Raw genomic sequence first — 21258 nt, 5'->3', positions numbered from 1 at the left:
ATTTTTTCTCGCTCAGCTATGGTAAAATGTGTGTAATGGCTCATAAGATTAATCCTTTCAATAGTAGTCTTCGCAAACACTATTTTACTAGGATTTTCTCTTATGAGTCATATTTTTTTAGGTGTTGCACTTAGATTGTAAATTCAAGCTAGAAAACCTCTTCACTCTCATTTTTAATTTGAATCTGACACATCTTCATAGCTTCTAACGCATTATTATGAGTCTTTGGTGTAACCCCTGCACAGCAAGCTGCATCAACTTGAATAACTGCTTCTGGTATATAAGTCTTTAGCAAGATTGCATTAGATAAAACACAGATATCTGTACAAAGTCCTACAAGTTCTATCTCTGTCTGATTTGGCTTATTTATTACTTCTCTAAGCGTTTTTGCAAGCTCTTCTCCTCCAAATATTCCCTTCTCAAAAATAATCGGATGGCTTGCACCTTTTTGTATTTTTTCTGCTAACGCACCTATTTGTAACTGTAATTCCCATCCCTTTGTTCCCTTAATACAATGTGCTACTGGTAAATTTTTTCCTTCTTGTGTTTGGAGATAGTCTTGTGTATGTGTATCTTTAGTAAAGTAAATAGGGTTATTCTCTTTTTGATAAGCTTTTATCTTGTCTATAACATTTGGTACAATGCTAACTGCTTCTTGCGTGCCCAGTGTCCCATCTATAAAATCATTTTGCATATCTACAACTACTAATATCTTTTCCATTTTATTTCCTCCCAAAAATTTTATCTATTATAACTTTCTTTTTATTCTATAGCACCTTAATTAGTAAAAACAAGTACTTTCTACTTTAACTGAGCTCTTGTAGCTTCCTTATATTAAAAAGTATACATGATAAAATATATTTATCCTGTATACTTTTAACTTTTTATTTATTCATTTAAAAATGTATGCAACTCCTCTCTGCCAGCTTCCTCATCCCATTGTAATACCCATCCTTTACCCGGCAGTGAGCCCCCATAACTTGTATTGGGATTTGGAAATTCTAACTGTCTTACATCATCCGTCCCTATTTGAAGAGCTGTAAAAGCAAGCTTTACCATATCCATAACATTCATATTGGTTTTAATATAAGGTAAAACTTCTTTTAAAAGTGCACTGTAAGAGGTAAATGGCATACGTGTTATTTTCTTAAAGACTTGTTCGACCACATCACGCTGCCTTTCTTCCCTAGCATAAATGGAATCTGTTTTACGCATTCTAACATAGGCTAGTGTCTGATAACCATTTAAATTATAAATGCCCGGGCTTTCTATAGGCCTAAAACTATCTTCTTTGTTATCATAGAACTTCCTATAATTTTCTTCCGCTACACGATTAAACTCTCTTAAATCTACCTGTTCTAGATTGGCTTCTACACCCCCTAAACGGTCTACTAATACAATAAAAGATTTAAAGTCTATAACAATATAACGGTCTACTTCAAGCTGAAAATTACTTTCTACTGTTTGTAAGAGTAATGGCGCCTCTCCATAGGCATAAGCATGTGTAAGCTTTTCATACCCAATACCAGGAATGTTGACATAGGCATCTCTTGCAAAAGAGGTTAATTTCACATTGTCATGTATAGTATCCAAAGTTAGAAGCATCATAGCATCAGACCTTGTAGCTATATCTGTACTTGCCGAATCTACTCCAACTAAAAGTACATGACTAATACCAGGTATAGTAGGATAAGTGGCTGGTTCCTGCTCTACTATATCTTGATTAGGCACAGTAATACTATCTAAAGTCCTATATAAATAAATACCCATTACCAATACTATTGCTATAAGAATACCAACAATACTCCATATTATTTTTGTTGATTTACGCATAAGTCACCTCTATGAATGATTATGTTGTTAGTATAACCTCCCATTTGTTCTTATATGAATTTTTAAATACTTATATCTTTGTTATTTCTGAAGAAATATTAAGAAATACGATAACCTAATTTAAGAAATGGCCTGTATACTTATTAATAGATAGTAAATTATAGGAGGTTTTAATATGAATAGAAATAATTTCTTTACTTTTTTATTGGGGCTTATTCCTGGTGCTGGGCAAATGTATCTAGGAAGTATGAAAAAAGGCATATGCATCATGACTGGATTTGGAATCGTCTGGACCATTTGTAACCTTTTACCTATTTACCTTATTAATTTTATTCTTCCAGTTATCTGGTTCTATGCCTTTTTTGATACTTTAATTTTAGGTCGCCTTAATGAAGATGAACGTAGACTCGATGAGGAAGAATTCTTACATAAATTAAAAAGCTTCTTAAATCAAGACTGGCATACTTTCTTTACTAAACACCGTATAGTTCTTGGAACTGTAGTTATTCTACTTGGCGTTTATACACTTTTTGACCGTTTAGTCCTTCCTATTTTATATCGTTTTGGAGATTATTTAGGTTGGTTTCATAGTTTCTTCTATAACATACCAAGTCTTATCCTAGGTATTTTACTACTCATTGCTGGTTTTTATCTTATTATGCACTTTAAATCAAACGAGGAATAAATTCAACAGAATTTATTCCTCGTTTTTTATTTTTTATTTCTATTATTCTTTTTAAAGGTATACATTTTCTCATCCACCTCTTTTTAAATCTGTTCAGCAGATCAGTTATTCCTTTTATTGATACAGATAACATCACAAAAGACATGATCAAAAGAATTTATATAAGGCGTATTCCTCTATAGGGAACACGCCTTGTACTGTCTCATTACATTTCTAAGTATTTCAGTAACATTGTACCAATACCTACGTTGTAACCTGCAATGGCCATAGAAGCAACCATAGGTTTATTCATGACATAAGCTAATGGAAGTTTCTTATCTAGAATTTCAAATCCTTCATAAAGATATGAAAGTTGTTCTTTTTCATATCCAACAAATACTTTAATAAATGGTACTGCTTCTAATGTTTTAACAAGTGTTGGATTATTTAAGTCTTTTTCTTCTTTTACAACAAGGATTACATTTGGCTTAAGTTCAAGATACTGTTCTTTGGCTTCAATCATTTCATTAAGAAGATGTTCTGTAGGTTCTGCGCCTGCATCTAAGAATGCTACAATATTATTACGTTCTCCTATTACTTTTGAAAGCTCACATACATCTCCGTTAGTATCTCTAAATGTAGTTTCATTAACTACTGTTTCTTTTTGGTGTGCTGCATTTATTTCTGCAAGGGCTACTTCTACTGTCACATCTTCATTTTCTTTAATGTCCATATAGTAAAGGTTAGCATGTACTGTACCACTTGCTTCTCTATTAACAGTTACGATGCGGTATTGTCCAGCTTCTACTGGATAAGTTACTTTACCATCTTGCCACTGGCCTGTTCCTAAGTAAAGTGTATGATATACACCATTTACATAGCGACCTACTGTGTAGTTTTTCATATATTCCCATACAGTATCGTCTTGTCCATGAAGTGTTAAGTTACTATTTTTAATAACTTCTTCTTGCACTGCACCTACTTCAATTTCTACCCAATTACCATCTTTGTAGTAACTCATATTACCATTTTCTTTATTTAAACGTGCTGGAATACCAAATGTACGGCATAATGCTACGAATAAAATTTTCTTAGCACTTACATGTCCCCATTTAAGTTTCATAACACCTACTGGTTGTGCACATAAATAAACGTTTTGCATACTTGTTGCAGTCACAATTGTTTCATCAACATAATCATAAAGGCTTCTTGGATTATTTCTATAGGCTACTTTACTTGCCTCATCAAACATATCCTCTAACTGAGCTCTATAAGGCGTGATTTTCTCTGTAGCAATTCGAGGTGCAAGAATGCCTTTTACAAAAATTTCTTCTTCAAAATCATCTTTAAATTGCATCGCATGTTCTAAGTGTGCTTTTAAAGTTTCACAGCTTGTATCTGACATATCTTTTTTATTCATTGTATCAAGCATTTTTACTTTATACTCTAAAAGATCTTTTGTCTCTTCATCATTAAAGAATGCTTGGATTTCTTCGTAATTTCCACGAGCTGCCTCTAAGTGTCTTGCTACACCTTCTTCAAATGGTGCAAAGTCCTTTGCCCATTCATTTGCTTTTTCTCCTAAGAAGAATGTCTCTACAAAAGCATTTCTTGTACGAAGGGCATGCCCATGACGCTCTTCATGAAGGGCTTTCATTTCCTCAGTTACGGCATTTTCATCTGGAGATGCACCTTTTGGTGGTACAAGGGTTACACTTTCTACTGTCCCTGATGTACGTGCTCTGTCTTTAAGTGTAATCGTTAGACTGTCTGCTAAACGTACATCAATTTGATCAAAGGTTGCAATACCGTCTTTATGTACATAAACGACTAAATCACCAAAACCAGTTGTAAATTTCACTTGCCCATTAGCATCTGTTACAAGTTCTGTAAGCGCTGAAAACTCAGAGTAGTTAATCACTTCAAATCTTACTTTTGCATTTTCTACTGGCTTATTCTCTTCCTCTACTACATGAATCGTAATTTCTTTTGTCGATGCATAACGATCAAGTGTATTAACTTCCGTTGCACTATCTGTCTGACGTGTAATAAGTTCATTCTCTACAGTTGTAGCAAATACTTTACTTTGGATAAGCATACCACGGGATGCTGAAAGCTGGAACCAACCTGAGTCAAGTGTTGCTTCTGGTTCACATGCACCTAGGAAGTGCCACTCACCATCTGTCCATACTTCTACCCATGCATGGTTATCATCACAGTGTGCCCATCTTGGTGTGTATGCTTGTCTTGCTGGAATACCCACACTTCTAAATGCAGCCACGCCAAGTACAGATTCTTCACCACATCTACCATATGCATTACGGATTGTTGTAAGTGGACAAGTTGTTCTTGAATCTGTTGTTTGATAAGTTGCCTTTTCAAAACACCAGTAGTTGATAATAAGGGCTGCTTCTTTCATGCTTTTTCCTTCAATTCTTGGATAGAGCTCTTCAAAGAAATCATCCTTATAGTATTCAATATTTTCATTACTCATACGATATTGAAGAACATAGTTTAAGAATAATCCCCCTGTAAGTTTATCTCCCCAAGGTACAATTTGACGTACTTTTAAAGCTTGTCTTACAAATTTAAGGAAAAGTTCACCATCATGGTTAGCAAGATCTTGTTCAGGCATAAAAGCATAAAGATACTTTAAGCAAATCGCCTCATCTTCTGTACATGTATCAAGTATGGCAAAAAGCTCTGTCTCTCTATTTTTAGCATTTTCTCGAACGACTGCAAAGCGTTCTTCTATGATTTGTTTGTGTTTATTACTTACTAGCATAGTTCTCCTACCTTTCTAGTTTTCCTTTATCAATCCTACTTAGTTATAGTACCATAGTACAACTTAAAATTAAATAAAACAATCTCTATAAATTGTTTATCTTTTCTTTCATTTTTGCGAAAGCACTTTTATACAACTTGTACATATTGTATATTTTTAAAGATTTAAAATCATATTTTTTATAACTTGCATATAACCTTTTAAAAGAACTTTCTAAGATATGTATTTTGTTGAAACTACCCTTTGGCAATCTCTATGCTATACTTACATCATTTGATGCAGCATGCAAAATTTATTTCTTAACTAATTCTACAAGTATATTACCATTTTCTACTCTTTTTTTCTTAAACCCAACCTTTGCAAAAGCTTTATGTGCAGTTTCACGCTCTGCTGGAATATCATCTTGAAGCCGCTCCAAACCGTATATATCAAAAGCTACTTGTACTAATAAATTTAGTGCCTCTTCACAGTACCCTTTCCCCCTATGCTGAGCTTCTATAATAATACCTACCATATGTGCCTCATAATGCTTATCATATCTAAAAGAGACTTCTCCTATAAACTGATGATCTTCCCTTTTCACAATATAGGCATAAAACCTATCTGGTCCTTGATTAATCCAAAAATCAAACCAACTCTTCCAGTCTTGCTTTCTAAAATAAATACATCCCGTTTCATTATCATAATCTATAAATTGTAAATGAAATCCTTTATTATAAGCCATAGTATCTGGTTGCAGTAAAATCTTCTGTCTATAATCTAACTCCTCTAATCTCGGTATATGTAAATATAGTCTATTCATACGCTCCATATTACTCCCTCTATTTAATCCCATTATTTATCCCACTTATTCTATCACTCTTTTCAATCTATCTACTAACTCAAACAGAAATTATAGGACTTCTTACATCTCTGAGTATTTTTATCATAATCAAAAGGATATCTTACTGCCTGTACAATTGCAATTTTAAATTTATTTTTCATGTCCATCTCTTTCTCATTTATACTTCTATTTATAAAGATTATATTATTCTAAGCTACTTTTCCATTTTCCAACTCCATGCTTTTCCAATTATTAAATATATAGGTTTTACTTGGAAACACTAAACTCAAATTCTATCTCTAAAAAAGTTTTTAAGTAATTTATTATTCTCCTTACTTATACTCACTTAATATTCATCCTCTCTCAAGCTCATACTTTAGAAAAAGCTCTTCCTTATAATAAAGCTACTTATGATTTGAGACTATTAGAAAGATAGCTTTGGGATGAAGATAAAAATTCCTATAAAATTTATTACAATCCTATTTTCTATCCTTCTCTCCTTTATTATGATAAAATCTATAACAGTTATAACTATACTACATAAGGGAGAAACGACTATGAAATATGATGTTATACTATTTGATGCTGATGAAACTTTATTTGATTTTAAAAAATCCGAAAGAGAAGCGTTTAAAAATGCTATGCTTGAATTTGGTATAGATTATGATGAAAGTTATCATTTACAAATATACCAAGAAATTAATACAGCAATTTGGAAAGAGTTCGAAGAAGGTCTTATCACACAAACCAAACTAAAAATTGAACGTTTTGAAAGGCTAGCTACACGCTTAGAGGTTACATTTGATGCACAAGCATTCTCTACATCTTATATGAAACACCTAGCAGATGCCTCTTTCTTATATGAAGGAGCTTTAGAGTTTATAGACAGCCTCTCTAAAGTATGTACATTAAGTATTATTACAAATGGACTTACCGATGTACAAACGAAACGTATTGGTCAATCTATTATTGCTCCATACTTTAAAGATATTGTCATTTCTGAAGCAGTTAAGGTTTCCAAGCCAAATCCTAAAATTTTTGAACTTGCTTTAAATAATATTAATCATCAGGATAAAACTACTGTACTGATGGTGGGAGATAGTCTTACTTCTGATATACAAGGCGGAATTAACTTTGGTATAGATACTTGTTGGTATAATTCTGACAGACTTGCTAATACTAAGAATATCTCACCAACTTATGAAGTTGCAAATTTCGAGCAGCTTAAAGCTATAATATTTGCAGAGTAAATAAAAAGGATAGAACCCTATACGTTCTATCCTTTTTATTTATTTTCTTATTCTCTAGGAAGCTCTACACTTAAATCTTCATTTATTTGCTCTTGCTTTACTAAACCTACTATATAGCCTGCAATTATTCCCACTAAAGCTGGCACAATCCATCCTAATCCTTGGCCATAGAAAGGTAATTTATTAAGTAATTGCGTTACAAAATTTAATTTAAATCCTAATGAATCTAATGCATAGATAATACTTACTAAGCCTGTAAAGAGCATAGTTAGACCATAAACATATCTATTGCCTTTAAATAATTTATCAAACATAGCAAGCACAATCAGCATGATTGCTATTGGATAAATCATATCTAATACAGGTATAGAAATGGAAAGAATCATATTAAGCCCCATATTAGCAAGAATCATACTTGAAAGGGATAAGATTCTAACCCAGTTTTTATAGGTCATTTTAGGTACTAAAGTGGAAAAATATTGGCTACATGAAGTAATAAGACCTACACTTGTTGTTAAACAAGCAAGTGTAAAGATAACAGCTAAAAGTACAGCGCCTGGTTTACCAAATAAGTAAGACATAACATGTGTTAGAGTCTGTGCCCCATTTTCTGTCATTCCAAATCTTCCACCACTTGATGCTCCTAAGTGTGCTAAAAGTACATAAATAACAACTAGTAATCCACCTGCAATAAGACCTGCTTTAATAGAAGTTCTTACAACAGTCTTTTCATCCTCTACACCTTTCGACTTAATGGCTAAGGCAATAACAATTCCAAAGTTTAAAGCTGCGATGGTATCCATTGTTAAATAACCTTCTAAAAATCCTTTTACAAAAGGTGACTCAGCATATTCTGCTACTGCACTGCCATATTCTCCAATTGGTCTGAATAATGAAGCGATAACAATCACAAAAATCATAGTTAATAATGTTGGAGTTAAAATTTTCCCCATACGATCAACAAGTTTAGTTGGCGATAGAGAAAGCCAATAGGCTACTGAGAAAAAGGCACAAGTAAAGATGAATCTTGCTCCAACTACAGACATACTCTCTGGAAGGTATGGTGCTACTGCCATTTCAAACGGAAGACTCCCAGCTCTTGGTATACCTAAACATGGCCCAATAGATAAATAAATAAGCACTGTAAATATAGTAGCAAAGACAGGATTTACCCTTCTTGCTAAATTTTCAAGCCCTCCTGATTTTGCTACAGCAATAACGCCTAAAATTGGAAATCCTACTGCTGTAATGAGAAAGGCCACCATAGCAATCCATACTTTATTCCCTGCTGATTGGCCTAAGAAAGGTGGAAAAATCAGATTTCCTGCTCCAAAGAATAATGAAAAAAGCATAAGCCCTACGAATAATAAATCTTTTTTTGATAACTGTTTCATTTTACATTCTCCTCCTTATCACAACATCATTAAATTGATTTTTAGACAATAAAAAAACCGCCCCTTGTCTACAACAAGGGACGGGATTAACCGCGTTACCACCCTAATTCTATAAACTTTATTTATTATTAATAAAGGTTTATAGCTCTCATTTCGTATCTACCAATACGCTTTTCCTATAACGTGGAAAGACTCCGGCAATACCTACTTAAAAACTGTTCAGCATTGCTTCTTAGAGATGATATTCGGCTATAATTTGAACATTGGCTTTCAGCATACACCAACTCTCTGGGGAACAAATTTATAACTTACTTTTTCTCTTCATCGAATTTATATGATGTGTTTTGTTCGTTGTTTATGATTCTACACAAAAATTATATATATGTCAACAATTAATTTTAATTTATATATAAACTTCTTTTGCCTGACTTTTTTATTTAATTTATTTTTATCTAATCCCTCTTCTCAAGTTCAATACTTATTTCTTCTTTATATCCACCATAGCTATTTACTTTTATTTTTGCTATACCTTCTCTACTTTCTATCTTTGTTCTAATCCAGAAAGCAATGCTTCCGCCTGTTAAAGCAAGCTGCTTAGGTCCTATTACTTCTATATCCCCAAATGTTTCTATCTGAATACCTTCACTTAAGTACGGTAAGGTATTGCCAACCTGGTCTATAGCACGTACAACAACACGTGTTGCATCTAGTTCATCTGCATAGAGTTTATAATCATCTATTTCTACTTGTATTCCTGAATATACAGGGTTCGCAGCAAACTTTTTACTTACTACTACTTCATCTCCTACATAACCAATAAACTCTGCATCTGTCCAATGTGCTCCCCACTCACCATTATTCATGCTTAATACAAAGGGTGGTTGTTTAAGGTATTGCATCTTAGGATCTGTATTATGGAATTGTCTTGAAAAGACACCTTTACTCACTCCACCTAATTTAACCTCTATCTTATTACAGTTAGTAAACACATGAATTGGGAATACAACCCCTTTATTTTTCTCCCCTCTTGCCCAGTAGGTAAGTGGTTCTATAACATAGCCATGTTTTGGATCTCTTTGACTTTTGTAAACTGCTGCTGCAAACTTTGGAATTCTAAACATATCCATTACGCCATGGTAACAAATTCTATCTCCACTCCCAAAGTCAAAGTGTGTATTATAATCAAACGCACACCAACCTATTGCACCAAGCACTTCATCTTTTTGTCTTGCCATACTTTGTACACGTCCATGTCTTAGCGCATGCTCTACTAATCTTTCTTCTTGATCAAACTTTTTAGTTGGGTAAATGTGACCACAGAATTCTGTTACCATATATGGTACAGGCTTTTCTGAACCTGTACAACGCTCCCTTGTTCTTAAGATATTCTCTGAACCATCATGGATAAAGTCATTCATTGTATAAATATCTTCTAAGAACTCACTTCTTTCCATGCATCTTACTCCTGATGTGGGCCTTGTATCATCTAGACTTCTTGCTAGTTCATTGGTTGCAGTATATAATTCATGATCATCCCCAGATTCATTAATACGTACCCCCCATGTAATAATAGAAGGATGGTTGTAGTCTCTTTCTATCATAGCTTTTACATCTTCCATTACCTTACTACGCCAATCTTCCCTCTGGCTAATATGCTGCCAGCCTGGTATCTCTTCTAAAACCAATAGCCCTACTTCATCACATGCATCTAAGAAATAAGGTGACTGTGGATAGTGTGAAGTCCTTACTGCATTAAGCCCAAGCTCATACTTAAGAATGTATGCATCTTTTTCTTGAACTCTCTTTGGCATAGCATATCCTACATAAGGATAGCTTTGATGTCTATTAAGCCCTAATAAAGTAAGTGATTTGCCATTTAAAGCAAGCTTATTCTCTTCTATATGTAGTTCTCTAAACCCTACTTTTAGACTTGCTTCATCATTCCCCATCTCACCTTGCATCCTAACTTTACAGTCATATCTATGTGGATTTTCTATATCCCATAATGTCATATTTTCCATTACAAATGGCGTGAAATTATATCTATGTATCCCTTTTTTTACATCTAACTGCATCTCTACCTCATGGTCATTAATCTGTACCATAAGCTTTACACTTTGAGCCTCTTCTTTGCTATCAATTTCAATAATTGGTAAGCATTGTACTTTCCCCTGTTTACCATTATGTTCTAAAATACTGTATTTAAAATAGACATGGTTCATATAAGTTTGGCTAAGTGTATAATGCCACACATCTCTATAAATTCCACCAAAGGTTAAGTAATCTACCACATATCCAAAAGGTGGAATATCTGCTCGCTCTGTAGAATCTACCTCTACCAGAATCTTATTATATGCTCCCCTTTGTACAAAATCTGTGATCTCTACATGATGTGGAATATAACCACCCTTATACTCTCCTATAAAAACATCATTTACAAAGATTTTAAAAGCCGTCATAACACCATCAAAAACTAAAAACTCTCTATCATTTCCATGTTCTATCCACAGCTCTTTCTCATAAAAGCTGATGAATTGATACATTTTTTCATCAAAATAATTATACGGTACTTCTTTATTAGCATGAGGCAAATTAACTTTTACCCCTTCTTCTTGCTTATCTCTGCGATAAAACCATCCCTTATTGATACATGTTTTTTTGTTTGACGCAATCATATTGTTCCCCTTTCTTAGTGAAATTTGTTTTGTGCTTTATTTAGATTTCCTATTTTGCTAATACAATTTTTTCACAAATCAATATACTATATCTAAGGAAAAACATATATATATTGTATCCATTATCATATAATGTTAGAATATCCTATTAAATTATTAGAATTTCAGCTGTTTAATATACTTAACAGGACTTATCCCTTGAACGCTTTTAAACACCCTGTAAAAGTTGGATAGAGATGTAAATCCACAACGCATTGCAATTTCTGGAATAGGTAACTGCGTACTTTCCATTAATTCAGTTGCCATAGAGACTTTTAACCTATTCATATAATCTATAAAACTTATACCATATGCCTTCTTGAATACTGCTGAAAAATAGTTAGGATGCATATATACCACTTTGGCTACATCTTCTAATGCAAGATTTAGATGAAAATTATTCTTCATATATTTCACAGCATTTTCTATCTCTGTATGGTGACCTCTTTTCTTAGTGTTTTTTCGTCTATTTATATCTTGTCGCATGATATACACTAAAAATACTAGCAGTAGGTTTCTAATACATTCCCTATACCCTTTATTTTTATTGATATATTCTTCGTACATGAGTTGCAAAATCGTAAAACTTTTTTCACCTTCTTTACCATGTAAATCTATTACAGTAAATGTACTTAAGTAATCATTTATTAATTTCCATTGCTCTTCCTCTATTTCATTCTCTAGAAACAAATTTTGATAGAATTTAAATGTTTTAAGACGTGGGGGATCTTCTTTGTCAGCAATCCAAGCATGTGGTACTAATCCATTAAATGCCACAATAGACCCTGCTTGAACCTTAATACATCTTCCTTCTGCAAAATAGTATCCTCTTCCTGATAATACAATAGAAATTTCAAACAAATTATGATAATGGTAAAATAATTTTTCCTCATCCCCACCATACCCTGGATATATATCATATTTTCTAATCTCATTTAATATAAGCTGTGCTGAGCTCTTATTGCTTTTCTTAAATTCGATCTCCCCTTGCGCATTATGCCTAACCTCTAGTATGTCCTCTTCTCCTATTTGCTCATAAGCAATAAGAGGTTTTTTCATTAAAGTTTCTTCTGCTAAAAAGTAAAATGCCTTTTCTAGTAATGGTAAATCTATAAAAAATAAATACTGTTTCATTCTATAAATTCCTCAACTCTTTATTCTGTTTTCAGGAAATAAGTTAATCTATATGATTCTGTCTAATCATTTGTACCTAATATCCTGCATACTTTTATAGTAACTTCTTTAATTCTAGCCACTTCACTTCTAAAACGCATGCTAATTAATAAAAAAGAGAAATAGGCACTTAAAGAATCTCCCAATATTACAAAAATCTATACCAGACACATTGAATATCTTCTTAGATAAATATGCTTTCTAAGAAAAAGGTTCAATCTCTTCTAGGAGATTGAACCTTTTCATTCATATTCTTATTTAAAACTAATATGATAAATTTTAGTTTTTGTTACATCTCCATTTTCTGGGAGTACTTCTATTTGAGTTATACCGTTTCTATCTACTGCTGGAATCACTGTTACTTTAGCATGTTTTGTAGCATTTACTCTAACTTCTGGTACATGATTACCTTGCACCACGTATACACAATTTAATGCTTCATCAAAGTTATCAAGTACATTGCATCCATCTACTAAAACTTCTACTATTTCATAGTCTTCATATGCAATAGCTTCTTTGCCATAAGCTTCAAGCTCCGTTATAGCGATACCTTGCTTCTCTGCTTTTCTAGTCATATTAAGACGAATTGCATAAGTATGGACTGGTTCAAATGTAAAGGTATGCATACTTCCAGCTTCTACACCTACTGTATCTCCTTGGATTCCCACAACTGGCTTCCAATTTCCTTTCTCTGCTAATTCACCATCTGTTACATGCCCGAAACGATTTGGCGCAGCTGGCTCTCTATCTGGCACATAGTATTCAATTGTAAAGTTCTCTGGTGCACCTACTCCATGATCTTCAAAGAATCCTACTTTTACAGTATCCATATAACGTTTTGTAATATTACCACCTTCAGCAAAGAGAATACCTACCCACTCTTTATCTCTAGGTGCATGCTGCCAGTTACTCCATCTATTATGCTGCATCTCATCAAAAGCAATGACTGTATCATTAACATGTGAAATATTATCTTTTGAACCTTCTACATCATTTGTAAAGGATGCTAAAGCTGCTGGGAACTGAGAGCCTGTCCATTGTTTTGCGTAATTTTTACTTTCTTTAATTTCTTCTGCTACTTCAGTAATTCTCACACTTGCAGTAACTGGCATCCTAACATCTTCTAGCATTCCTGTAACTTCTACTATACCTACAGCACTGTAATTTACACGAGTCTCGTTCCATCTTACATAGCTTTCTGCTTTTGTATGGTCACTATAGTAAACCATTACTTTTTCAGGTAATTCTGCTGGAATACCTTTTACCGCTGCCACACTTACACTTTCTATAGCCAGAATGCCTTTTACTACAACAATAGCTTTAACTAAAAGTGCATATCCCTTTACTTTTCCTTCTACCTCAAACTGACCATAAGTATTGTAGTCTCTTTCTGAAAGTTCGCTCCATTCTACTTCTACCATACGAGGAAAACCTACGTTAAAGTATGCTTTCACCATCTTTGGTAAGTTTGGACTGTTACCGACTGTACAGCCTATTTGAACTTCTTCATAAGCTACTACTTCTTTAACAACTTCATTCGGTACAATCGTTAAAGTTACTTCATCAGATGTAAGACTTACGCCTCCATAAATGACTTCTACAGCAACTTTTAAAGTACCTGCTGTATAGGCATAAATCTCACTTTGTACAAACTCAATATATGCTTTATCTTCTGTTGTTACATGATAATGAACTTCTGCTTTTGAAAGGTCTATTGCTATGCCATCTTCCTTGACTCCTTCTAAAATAAAGCCTACTTTTTCATCTTCTTTAATAAGTGTATGTTCTACTTTAAAGTTTACTTCTTTAAGCTGTGGCATAGCTTCGTCTATATGAACAATATATTTCTGTTTTATATGCTCATCTGCTTCTACTTCAACTATTACTACGCCTGTATAACTACTTGGTGGCACAATGCATATCTTTGCATTATCTTTAGCAACTGCAGTAATATGTGTAATTTGCTCGCCATATGGTACTTTCATTTCATAAATAAATGTATTTGGATTAAAGCCTGCTACTTCCTTATTATTAATCATAAGACTTGTAAGCTCTGCTACGCTTGCCTTTTCACCTTGTCTGATATCTACTACTACCACTTCAACACTTACTGTTGCTTCTACTCCATTTACAGTCCCCTGAACTGTTACTACACCCATTTGATTAAACTGCTGCTTACTAAGTTCATTCCATGTTATAGCTTGATTTACTTTAGTTCCATTCGCCAGTACAGCTATCACGTTTTCAGGAAGTGTAGGCATCACACCTACTTCTGTTTTTATAGGGTAAACCTCATAACCTAATACTTCTCGTGATGTTTTTCTAGTATCTTCTACTGTGTAAGCTTTTACATATGCTCCTTCTAGACCCTTAGAAGATGCTTTCAGTGTAAAACTTCCACCTTCTTCTGTTGCTTGAACAATAACAACGGCTTTTCCATTAAAGACTTTACGTTTCCATGTACCATCGGCCTGTGCCTTATAGCGTTCATGGCTTACAGGATTTCCATTATCGACTCCTACAATTTGCCCTTGTCCTATTATTTCAAATTTTACTTCATTATCTGCCGTTGGGACAAAGTTACCCCTTTCATCTTGAATATCTACTGTAATATAACAAAGATCCTTGCCATCAGCATGAATGACACTTCTATCTGCTTGTAAAGCTACTTGAGCTGCTTTATCTGCTGTTACCATAGTTTCTTCAGCTATTACTATGCCTTCTGCACTTTTAGCAACTGCTTGGATCTTAGTTCCCGGTCTATACTCATAATCTAATCGCCATTCTAAATACAGGCGATCACTTGTTTCAGATTGTTGTTGATAAGCAAAACCATAATCTGTTACTTTCTGAGCAAAAATTTTTTCACCTTGACTTACTCCATCTATAAAAAGTTCAATACGTGGTGCATTAGAATATACTCTAAGTGGAATCTTGCCATCTTCTCCTGTTACATGACTTCTAAGAGTATCATCTTCCCAATTCCAATGCGGTAAAATATGTACCATTGGCGCTTCGCTTACGCACTTCCATACACTTTGGTAAAGGTAATAATCATCTTTAGGGAAGCCCGCTGTATCTACAATACCAAAATAAGAACTTTTAGGTGATAGCTCATGACCTGGTCCTCCTGTATTATGCCAAGGTGTAGGCTCACCAATATAGTCAAAGCCTGTCCAAATAAACTGACCTGCTATATATTTTCTATCTCGATCTGGAATCCATGAGTTTGTCGCTGTTTTTCCCCAACCTACATGGTCATTGTCATAAGAAGATTGTTGATAATCTGAATGATCCCCTGAATCATGACTTCCTAACCAATCTGGATGACTATATACACCTCTTGATTTAGTTGCTGAAGAAGTCTCCGAACCATAAATTACCCAGTCAGGATGCTTTGCATGTATGCTATCATAGTTTTCTTCTGCATAGTTAAAGCCTACAGTATCCTGCACAGCAGCGATATCTTCGTGACCACCTTCACCTGTACCAAATCTAAATTTATCAGCACCTTGTGTAATGCCTCTTGTTGGATCTACTTCATAAACCCACTTTTTCATGTTTTTAATGGTTTCTAAAGAACGTTCATCTCCACTTGCTTCACTTACTTCATTTCCTACGGACCATTTAATAATACATGGGAAGTTACGTCCTCGTTTTACCATACGTTTAAGGTCAAACTCTGCCCAAGTTACAGTATTAACACCATCTGGATGAGAAGTGGACCCTTGTGAGAAGAAACGTCCTAAGTCATATTGTTTCTTTCCACCATACCAAGTATCAAAAGCTTCATCAATAACAAGAAGTCCTTTTTCATCACAGATACGTAAAAGCTCATCTGCAGCTGGGTTATGAGTCACACGTATTGCATTAGCACCCATATCCTGCATAATCTCCATCTGACGCTCAATAGCACGCGTATTCGCAACAGCTCCAAGCGCTCCTTGATCATGATGCATACATACACCTTTAAGTTTCATCCACTCACCATTTAAGAAGAAACCTTCCTCGGCATCAAATTTAATCCATCTAAAACCACATCTTGTTTTATAAGTATCTACAACTTCTCCTTCTACAACAACTTCCGTAAGCATTGTATAAAGGTTAGGCTCTGCTGTAGACCAAAGTTTCGGCTCAGATACAACCATTTGTTGGTCTACCTTATCTATTTGGCTAGCAGCTATAGTATATACTTCACTTTCTACCGTCTGTGCTACTACCTCATTTGTTTTATAGTCTAAAAGTGTAGAACGTACTACAACTTGTTTATCTGATTCTGAAGTATTTTTTACTTCTGTCTGAATATGCATAGTCACTTTGCCTGTTGCATACTCCTCTTCAATATACGGTGTCGTAACGAAAGTTCCGTATTCTACTACATGTACTGACTCTGTTACAATCAGCTCTACATCACGGTAAATTCCACTTCCTGAGTACCATCTACTACTTGGCTGTTCATTTACTACTTTAACAGCAATAACGTTTTCTGTTACCCCATCTGCAATGATATAATCTGTTAAATCATATGTAAAAGGCATATAACCATTAGGATATTTCCCAACTTGCTTTTCATTCACATAGACTGTGCTATCCATATAAACACCGCCAAAATGAATAGCAATTCTTTTATCTTTCATTTCTTGTGGTAAAACTAATTTCTTACGATACCAACCTGTACCACCATCTAAGTAGCCGGCTTCTGAACCTACTAAAGAATGTTCGATATTAAAGTCAAACTCAATACTCCAATCATGTGGTAAATTTAACTTTCTCCATTCAGAATCATTGTAATTGATTTTATAGGCATCACTTATATCTGCCCTTGGATGATTAACATCTCCCGCCCAGCAAAATGTCCAATCTTTGTTCATTTCTATCTTTCTGTCACTTTGTGTCCCTCGAATTGTCATATAGTTTCTCCATTTCTCACATAAATTACTTGATATTTTTAAAATTTTACTACCTAGATTATACTATTTTTATTATTATTTACAAAGTACTAAAATACCTTTATTTTATTTTAATATCTAAAATTTATTTTCAATATCATAAATTAAGAGGTCCCATCATCCCAAGTTATGAATAATATACTTATAAGACCTATATTATTCATAATCTGGAGAATAGACATATGCAAAAAATATCCTTTTCAAATTCAAGAATTTTATCATCCAGACAATTTCCTTATGCTATTAGAGCTATAGCACAAAATCTATACGTACCTTGGGCTATAGCTATTAGCAGTGAAGGTAACTTGTATTTCACAGAACGCTCTGGCTCAATTAGAGTCATAGAATATGGCACCCTTCGCTCTGAGCCCCTCATCACTTTACCTCCGCCATTTATAAGTACCGGAGAAGGAGGTCTAATGGGTATTGCTTTAGACCCTAACTTTGCTCAAAATCATTATCTCTACGTTATGCACTCTTATACTCAGAATAATCAAATCTACAACCGTGTTATAAGATTGCTTGAAATCAGTAATAGAGCTTCTATTGACCGTATTATTCTGGACCAAATACCTGGCGGAAGGGTCCACAACGGTGGAAGAATAAAAATAGGTCCAGATCAAAAACTTTATGTGACAACTGGTGATGCAGGTAATGCCATGCTAGCCCAAGACCTTCAAAGCACAGCAGGAAAAATACTGCGTATAGCATTAGATGGTAGCATTCCTATTGATAATCCTTTTCCATTCTCTCCTGTCTATAGTCTAGGACATCGTAATCCTCAAGGTCTAACTTGGAATTTTCAAAATACCTTATACGCCTGCGAACATGGTCCTTCTGCTCATGACGAAATCAATATTATCTATCCTGGTGCTAATTATGGTTGGCCTCTAGTACAAGGTGATGAAATTGCGCCAAATGTTATAGTTCAAAAACCTTTAATTCATAGTGGGCAAAATACCTGGGCTCCTTCCGGCCTGGTATTTATCAAACATGGTCCATGGCAAGGTAAGCTACTTGTAGCTTGTTTGCGTGGCGAGCAGCTTCTTGCTCTCTTATTAAACCCAGATGGTACTCTTGTAACACGTATGGAAGTATGGCTTAAAAACGAGTACGGGCGTTTACGCGAAATAATAGAAAGCCCTGATGGCTCCCTTTATTTAACAACTAGTAATCGTGATGGCAGAGGTAGCCCTAACATAGCTGATGACCAAATATTACAGCTCATTCCTAGATCAGTTTAAAGTCTTCTATAAAAAATACCTTAAAATCATTGGTATGATTTTAAGGTATTTTTTATGTTCTATATGGAATATTTAGGCCTCTACAACCTCTTCAGGTGTAGTTTTCTTAAAGGTATACATCCAGTTTGATTTCAAATAATAAATGAGGAATATAATAGAACTTAACGACCATGTAAGCGGATAAGCCCAGAAGATAACTTGTATATCATGTATAAAATGAGTCGCTATTGTAACATAAATAACACGAATCACACACCAACAAGCCAACATAACCATCATTGGAATAATAGACTTTCCTGCTCCTCTTAATATACCTGCCATACAATGTGAAAAGGCCAGTAAGAAGAAGAATAACGCAATGGTTCTAGCTTGAAGTGTACCATACTGAATAACCTCTGGATCACCATTAAATAATGCGATGAGCTTTGGTGCTATAATAAAGAAAATAATCCCTATAGTCTCTGCAAGTAATGTAGAAACAGCTATCCCAAAGTAAGTACCTTTTTTAGCACGCTCATACCGACCAGCTCCTAAGTTTTGTCCTATAAATATAGTCATGGACATAGCAAAACTTGTAATAGGTATAAATACAAAGCCCTCTATCTTAGAATAAGCCCCACATCCCGCTACAGCAACTGCATCAAAGGAATTGATGTTAGATTGCACAACAATATTAGCAAGTGCAATGACAGAGTTTTGAATACCAGATGGAATACCCATCTTTAAAATCTGTTTAAGCATATCTATATGCAAAGCAACTTTCTTAAGACTTACTTTATATACATCCTTTGTACATATTAAATGACGGAATGCTAAAAAAGCACTTACAGCTTGAGCTATAACTGTAGCAATAGCTGCCCCGCCTATACCCATATTAAAAACTACAACAAATAATAAGTCTAAAACAACATTTGTAATAGATGAAATAATAAGGAAGTAAAGTGGACGTTTACTATCCCCTACTGCCTGGAATATACCACTAGCTGTGTTATACATAACAATAGTTAGTATACCTCCAAAGTAAATTCTTACATATAGAACTGCATTAGGAAATACAGATTCTGGCGTTCCCATCAACTTTAAAATCTCAGGAGCAAACACTGAGCCAAGAACAGTTAATGTAAGGCCGGCTATTAATCCAAAACAAATAGTTGTATGAATAGCCCTTTGTACTTCCTTTATATCCCCCGCACCAAAATAGCGTGAAATGACTACACCAGCACCTGAGAATATACCACCAACCAGACCTACAAGCAAAAATATAAGCGATCCAGTTGAACTGATCGCAGCAAGTGCTTCTTTACCTAAAAAATTACCAACGATTAAGGAGTCTACAGTATTGTATAACTGCTGAAATAAATTCCCCCAAAAAATCGGAAAGGCAAATTTAATAATTTTCTTATAAATAGATCCTTCAGTCATTAACATTACATTTGATTGCATCTTCTAATCCCCCCTGTAGCTCTAAGCTTTTATAATAAAATTCAACAAATGCAAAATATTATACACTACCACAAACTATTATATTGCATATATTAATTTTTACAAGTGCTTATGGTCCTATAAATTCTCTCTATATCTTGCTTTTATAACAGATACATGCTATAAATAGAGCAAACTTTATGTTTATTTCATTAAAGGAGCGTTAGTAATATGACACAAATAAATGCAACACTTCGCAAAACAATAGGAATCATTGGTGCAATGGATGAAGAGGTAGAAATCCTAAAATCAATGATGGAAGTAACTGAAACAGTTACAAAAGCAGGCATGACTTTCTATAAAGGTATACTCCATGGCCAAGAAATCGTTCTTGCACGCTCAGGTATCGGTAAAGTAAATGCAGCTGTATGCGCACAGCTTATGATTACTCTTTTCGATATTAACTACCTCATTAACTCTGGTGTAGCTGGTACACTTCATGCAGACATCAACCAAGGAGATATCGTCATCTCTACTGATGCTGTGCAACACGACGTTGACACAACAGTGTTTGGTGACCCATTAGGTGCTATTCCACGCCTCGGCGTAACTTTCTTCGAAGCCAACCCATCACTTATTGATTTAGCTGAAAATGCTGCTAAGAGTTTAAACTTTGAAGGTGTATCTATCTTTAAAGGACGTGTTGCAAGCGGTGACCAATTCATTGCTGGTGGCTCAGTAAAAGACCGTATTCAATCAAACTTCGCACCTTCTGCAGTGGAAATGGAAGGTGCTGCTATTGCTCATGTAGCTTACTTAAACAGCGTACCATACGTTATTATTCGTGCTATTTCTGATAAGGCAGACGGTAGTGCTGACCTATCTTATGAAGAATTTTTACCATTAGCAGCTAAACATGCAAGTTTATTATTAGAACAAATGGTGAAGCTTTCAGTAGAACTATAATAAAAAATAGAGGATTAAATGAAGTATACTTCATTTAATCC

The 21258-nt window shown here is 34.4% G+C and carries 13 protein-coding genes and 1 other annotated feature; of the genes, 4 read left to right on the top strand and 9 right to left on the bottom strand.

From position 1 onward, the window contains the following. Positions 1-148: 148 nt before the first annotated feature. Both H8718_RS15875 and H8718_RS15870 read right to left on the bottom strand, forming a co-directional pair. Positions 149-721, bottom strand: a complete 573-nt coding sequence (locus H8718_RS15875) for a cysteine hydrolase family protein (protein ID WP_177668741.1) — start codon at positions 719-721, stop codon at positions 149-151. Between the two features lie 167 nt (positions 722-888). After that, the gene (locus H8718_RS15870) at positions 889-1833 is read right to left on the bottom strand and encodes an LCP family protein (RefSeq protein ID WP_249333685.1); all 945 of its coding nucleotides are present in this window, start codon (positions 1831-1833) and stop codon (positions 889-891) included. Between the two features lie 175 nt (positions 1834-2008). Here H8718_RS15870 and H8718_RS15865 point away from each other — a divergent pair, with 175 nt between their 5' ends. Beyond that, positions 2009-2518, top strand: a complete 510-nt coding sequence (locus H8718_RS15865; protein WP_249333684.1) for a hypothetical protein — start codon at positions 2009-2011, stop codon at positions 2516-2518. 205 nt (positions 2519-2723) lie between these two features. On the opposite strand, the gene H8718_RS15860 is transcribed toward H8718_RS15865, so the two are convergent. Continuing rightward, complete coding sequence (locus H8718_RS15860) at positions 2724-5282, bottom strand: transglutaminase-like domain-containing protein (RefSeq protein WP_249333682.1); 2559 nt, start codon at positions 5280-5282, stop codon at positions 2724-2726. 292 nt (positions 5283-5574) lie between these two features. Then, on the bottom strand, positions 5575-6117 hold the full coding sequence (locus tag H8718_RS15855; protein ID WP_249333679.1) for a GNAT family N-acetyltransferase: 543 nt from the start codon (positions 6115-6117) through the stop codon (positions 5575-5577). A 545-nt stretch (positions 6118-6662) separates the two neighbouring features. On the opposite strand from H8718_RS15855, the gene H8718_RS15850 reads away from it, so the two are divergent. After that, positions 6663-7355 carry a YjjG family noncanonical pyrimidine nucleotidase gene (locus H8718_RS15850; protein ID WP_249333677.1) on the top strand — a complete coding sequence of 231 codons (693 nt, stop codon included), beginning with the start codon at positions 6663-6665 and terminating at the stop codon, positions 7353-7355. A gap of 47 nt (positions 7356-7402) precedes the next feature. Here the strand turns inward: H8718_RS15850 and brnQ are convergent, their stop codons facing one another. The 4 genes from brnQ to H8718_RS15830 form a co-directional block, all read right to left on the bottom strand. After that, the gene (brnQ, locus tag H8718_RS15845) at positions 7403-8749 is read right to left on the bottom strand and encodes a branched-chain amino acid transport system II carrier protein (protein ID WP_249333675.1); all 1347 of its coding nucleotides are present in this window, start codon (positions 8747-8749) and stop codon (positions 7403-7405) included. 73 nt (positions 8750-8822) lie between these two features. After that, positions 8823-9083: a binding site (T-box leader), on the bottom strand. A 118-nt stretch (positions 9084-9201) separates the two neighbouring features. Continuing rightward, positions 9202-11424: a glycoside hydrolase family 2 protein gene (locus H8718_RS15840; protein ID WP_249333672.1), complete on the bottom strand. Its 2223-nt coding sequence runs from the start codon at positions 11422-11424 to the stop codon at positions 9202-9204. Between the two features lie 156 nt (positions 11425-11580). Continuing rightward, positions 11581-12597, bottom strand: a complete 1017-nt coding sequence (locus H8718_RS15835) for an AraC family transcriptional regulator (RefSeq protein WP_249333671.1) — start codon at positions 12595-12597, stop codon at positions 11581-11583. Positions 12598-12890: 293 nt separating this feature from the next. Then, positions 12891-17546 carry an Ig-like domain-containing protein gene (locus H8718_RS15830; RefSeq protein ID WP_249333669.1) on the bottom strand — a complete coding sequence of 1552 codons (4656 nt, stop codon included), beginning with the start codon at positions 17544-17546 and terminating at the stop codon, positions 12891-12893. A gap of 221 nt (positions 17547-17767) precedes the next feature. Here H8718_RS15830 and H8718_RS15825 point away from each other — a divergent pair, with 221 nt between their 5' ends. Continuing rightward, positions 17768-18829 carry a PQQ-dependent sugar dehydrogenase gene (locus tag H8718_RS15825; protein WP_249333666.1) on the top strand — a complete coding sequence of 354 codons (1062 nt, stop codon included), beginning with the start codon at positions 17768-17770 and terminating at the stop codon, positions 18827-18829. Positions 18830-18901: 72 nt separating this feature from the next. Here the strand turns inward: H8718_RS15825 and H8718_RS15820 are convergent, their stop codons facing one another. Next, on the bottom strand, positions 18902-20272 hold the full coding sequence (locus H8718_RS15820; RefSeq protein WP_249333665.1) for an MATE family efflux transporter: 1371 nt from the start codon (positions 20270-20272) through the stop codon (positions 18902-18904). Between the two features lie 210 nt (positions 20273-20482). Between H8718_RS15820 and H8718_RS15815 the strand changes: the two genes are divergently transcribed. Next, positions 20483-21217 carry a 5'-methylthioadenosine/adenosylhomocysteine nucleosidase gene (locus tag H8718_RS15815; RefSeq protein ID WP_249333664.1) on the top strand — a complete coding sequence of 245 codons (735 nt, stop codon included), beginning with the start codon at positions 20483-20485 and terminating at the stop codon, positions 21215-21217. The last annotated feature ends 41 nt before the right edge of the window (positions 21218-21258 follow it).

The sequence above is a fragment of the Zhenhengia yiwuensis genome (assembly GCF_014384995.1).
In the GTDB taxonomy this organism is placed as follows: domain Bacteria; phylum Bacillota; class Clostridia; order Lachnospirales; family Cellulosilyticaceae; genus Zhenhengia; species Zhenhengia yiwuensis.
This window is presented reverse-complemented; position numbering and strand designations above follow the sequence as displayed.

Excerpts from the sequence above, each read along its gene's own strand:
- H8718_RS15875 (WP_177668741.1), bottom strand. The coding sequence starts at position 721 with ATGGAAAAGATATTAGTAGTTGTAGATATGCAAAATGATTTTATAGAT.
- H8718_RS15870 (WP_249333685.1), bottom strand. The coding sequence starts at position 1,833 with ATGCGTAAATCAACAAAAATAATATGGAGTATTGTTGGTATTCTTATA.
- H8718_RS15865 (WP_249333684.1), top strand. The coding sequence starts at position 2,009 with ATGAATAGAAATAATTTCTTTACTTTTTTATTGGGGCTTATTCCTGGT.
- H8718_RS15860 (WP_249333682.1), bottom strand. The coding sequence starts at position 5,282 with ATGCTAGTAAGTAATAAACACAAACAAATCATAGAAGAACGCTTTGCA.
- H8718_RS15855 (WP_249333679.1), bottom strand. The coding sequence starts at position 6,117 with ATGGGATTAAATAGAGGGAGTAATATGGAGCGTATGAATAGACTATAT.
- H8718_RS15850 (WP_249333677.1), top strand. The coding sequence starts at position 6,663 with ATGAAATATGATGTTATACTATTTGATGCTGATGAAACTTTATTTGAT.
- brnQ (WP_249333675.1), bottom strand. The coding sequence starts at position 8,749 with ATGAAACAGTTATCAAAAAAAGATTTATTATTCGTAGGGCTTATGCTT.
- H8718_RS15840 (WP_249333672.1), bottom strand. The coding sequence starts at position 11,424 with ATGATTGCGTCAAACAAAAAAACATGTATCAATAAGGGATGGTTTTAT.
- H8718_RS15835 (WP_249333671.1), bottom strand. The coding sequence starts at position 12,597 with ATGAAACAGTATTTATTTTTTATAGATTTACCATTACTAGAAAAGGCA.
- H8718_RS15830 (WP_249333669.1), bottom strand. The coding sequence starts at position 17,546 with ATGACAATTCGAGGGACACAAAGTGACAGAAAGATAGAAATGAACAAA.
- H8718_RS15825 (WP_249333666.1), top strand. The coding sequence starts at position 17,768 with ATGCAAAAAATATCCTTTTCAAATTCAAGAATTTTATCATCCAGACAA.
- H8718_RS15820 (WP_249333665.1), bottom strand. The coding sequence starts at position 20,272 with ATGCAATCAAATGTAATGTTAATGACTGAAGGATCTATTTATAAGAAA.
- H8718_RS15815 (WP_249333664.1), top strand. The coding sequence starts at position 20,483 with ATGACACAAATAAATGCAACACTTCGCAAAACAATAGGAATCATTGGT.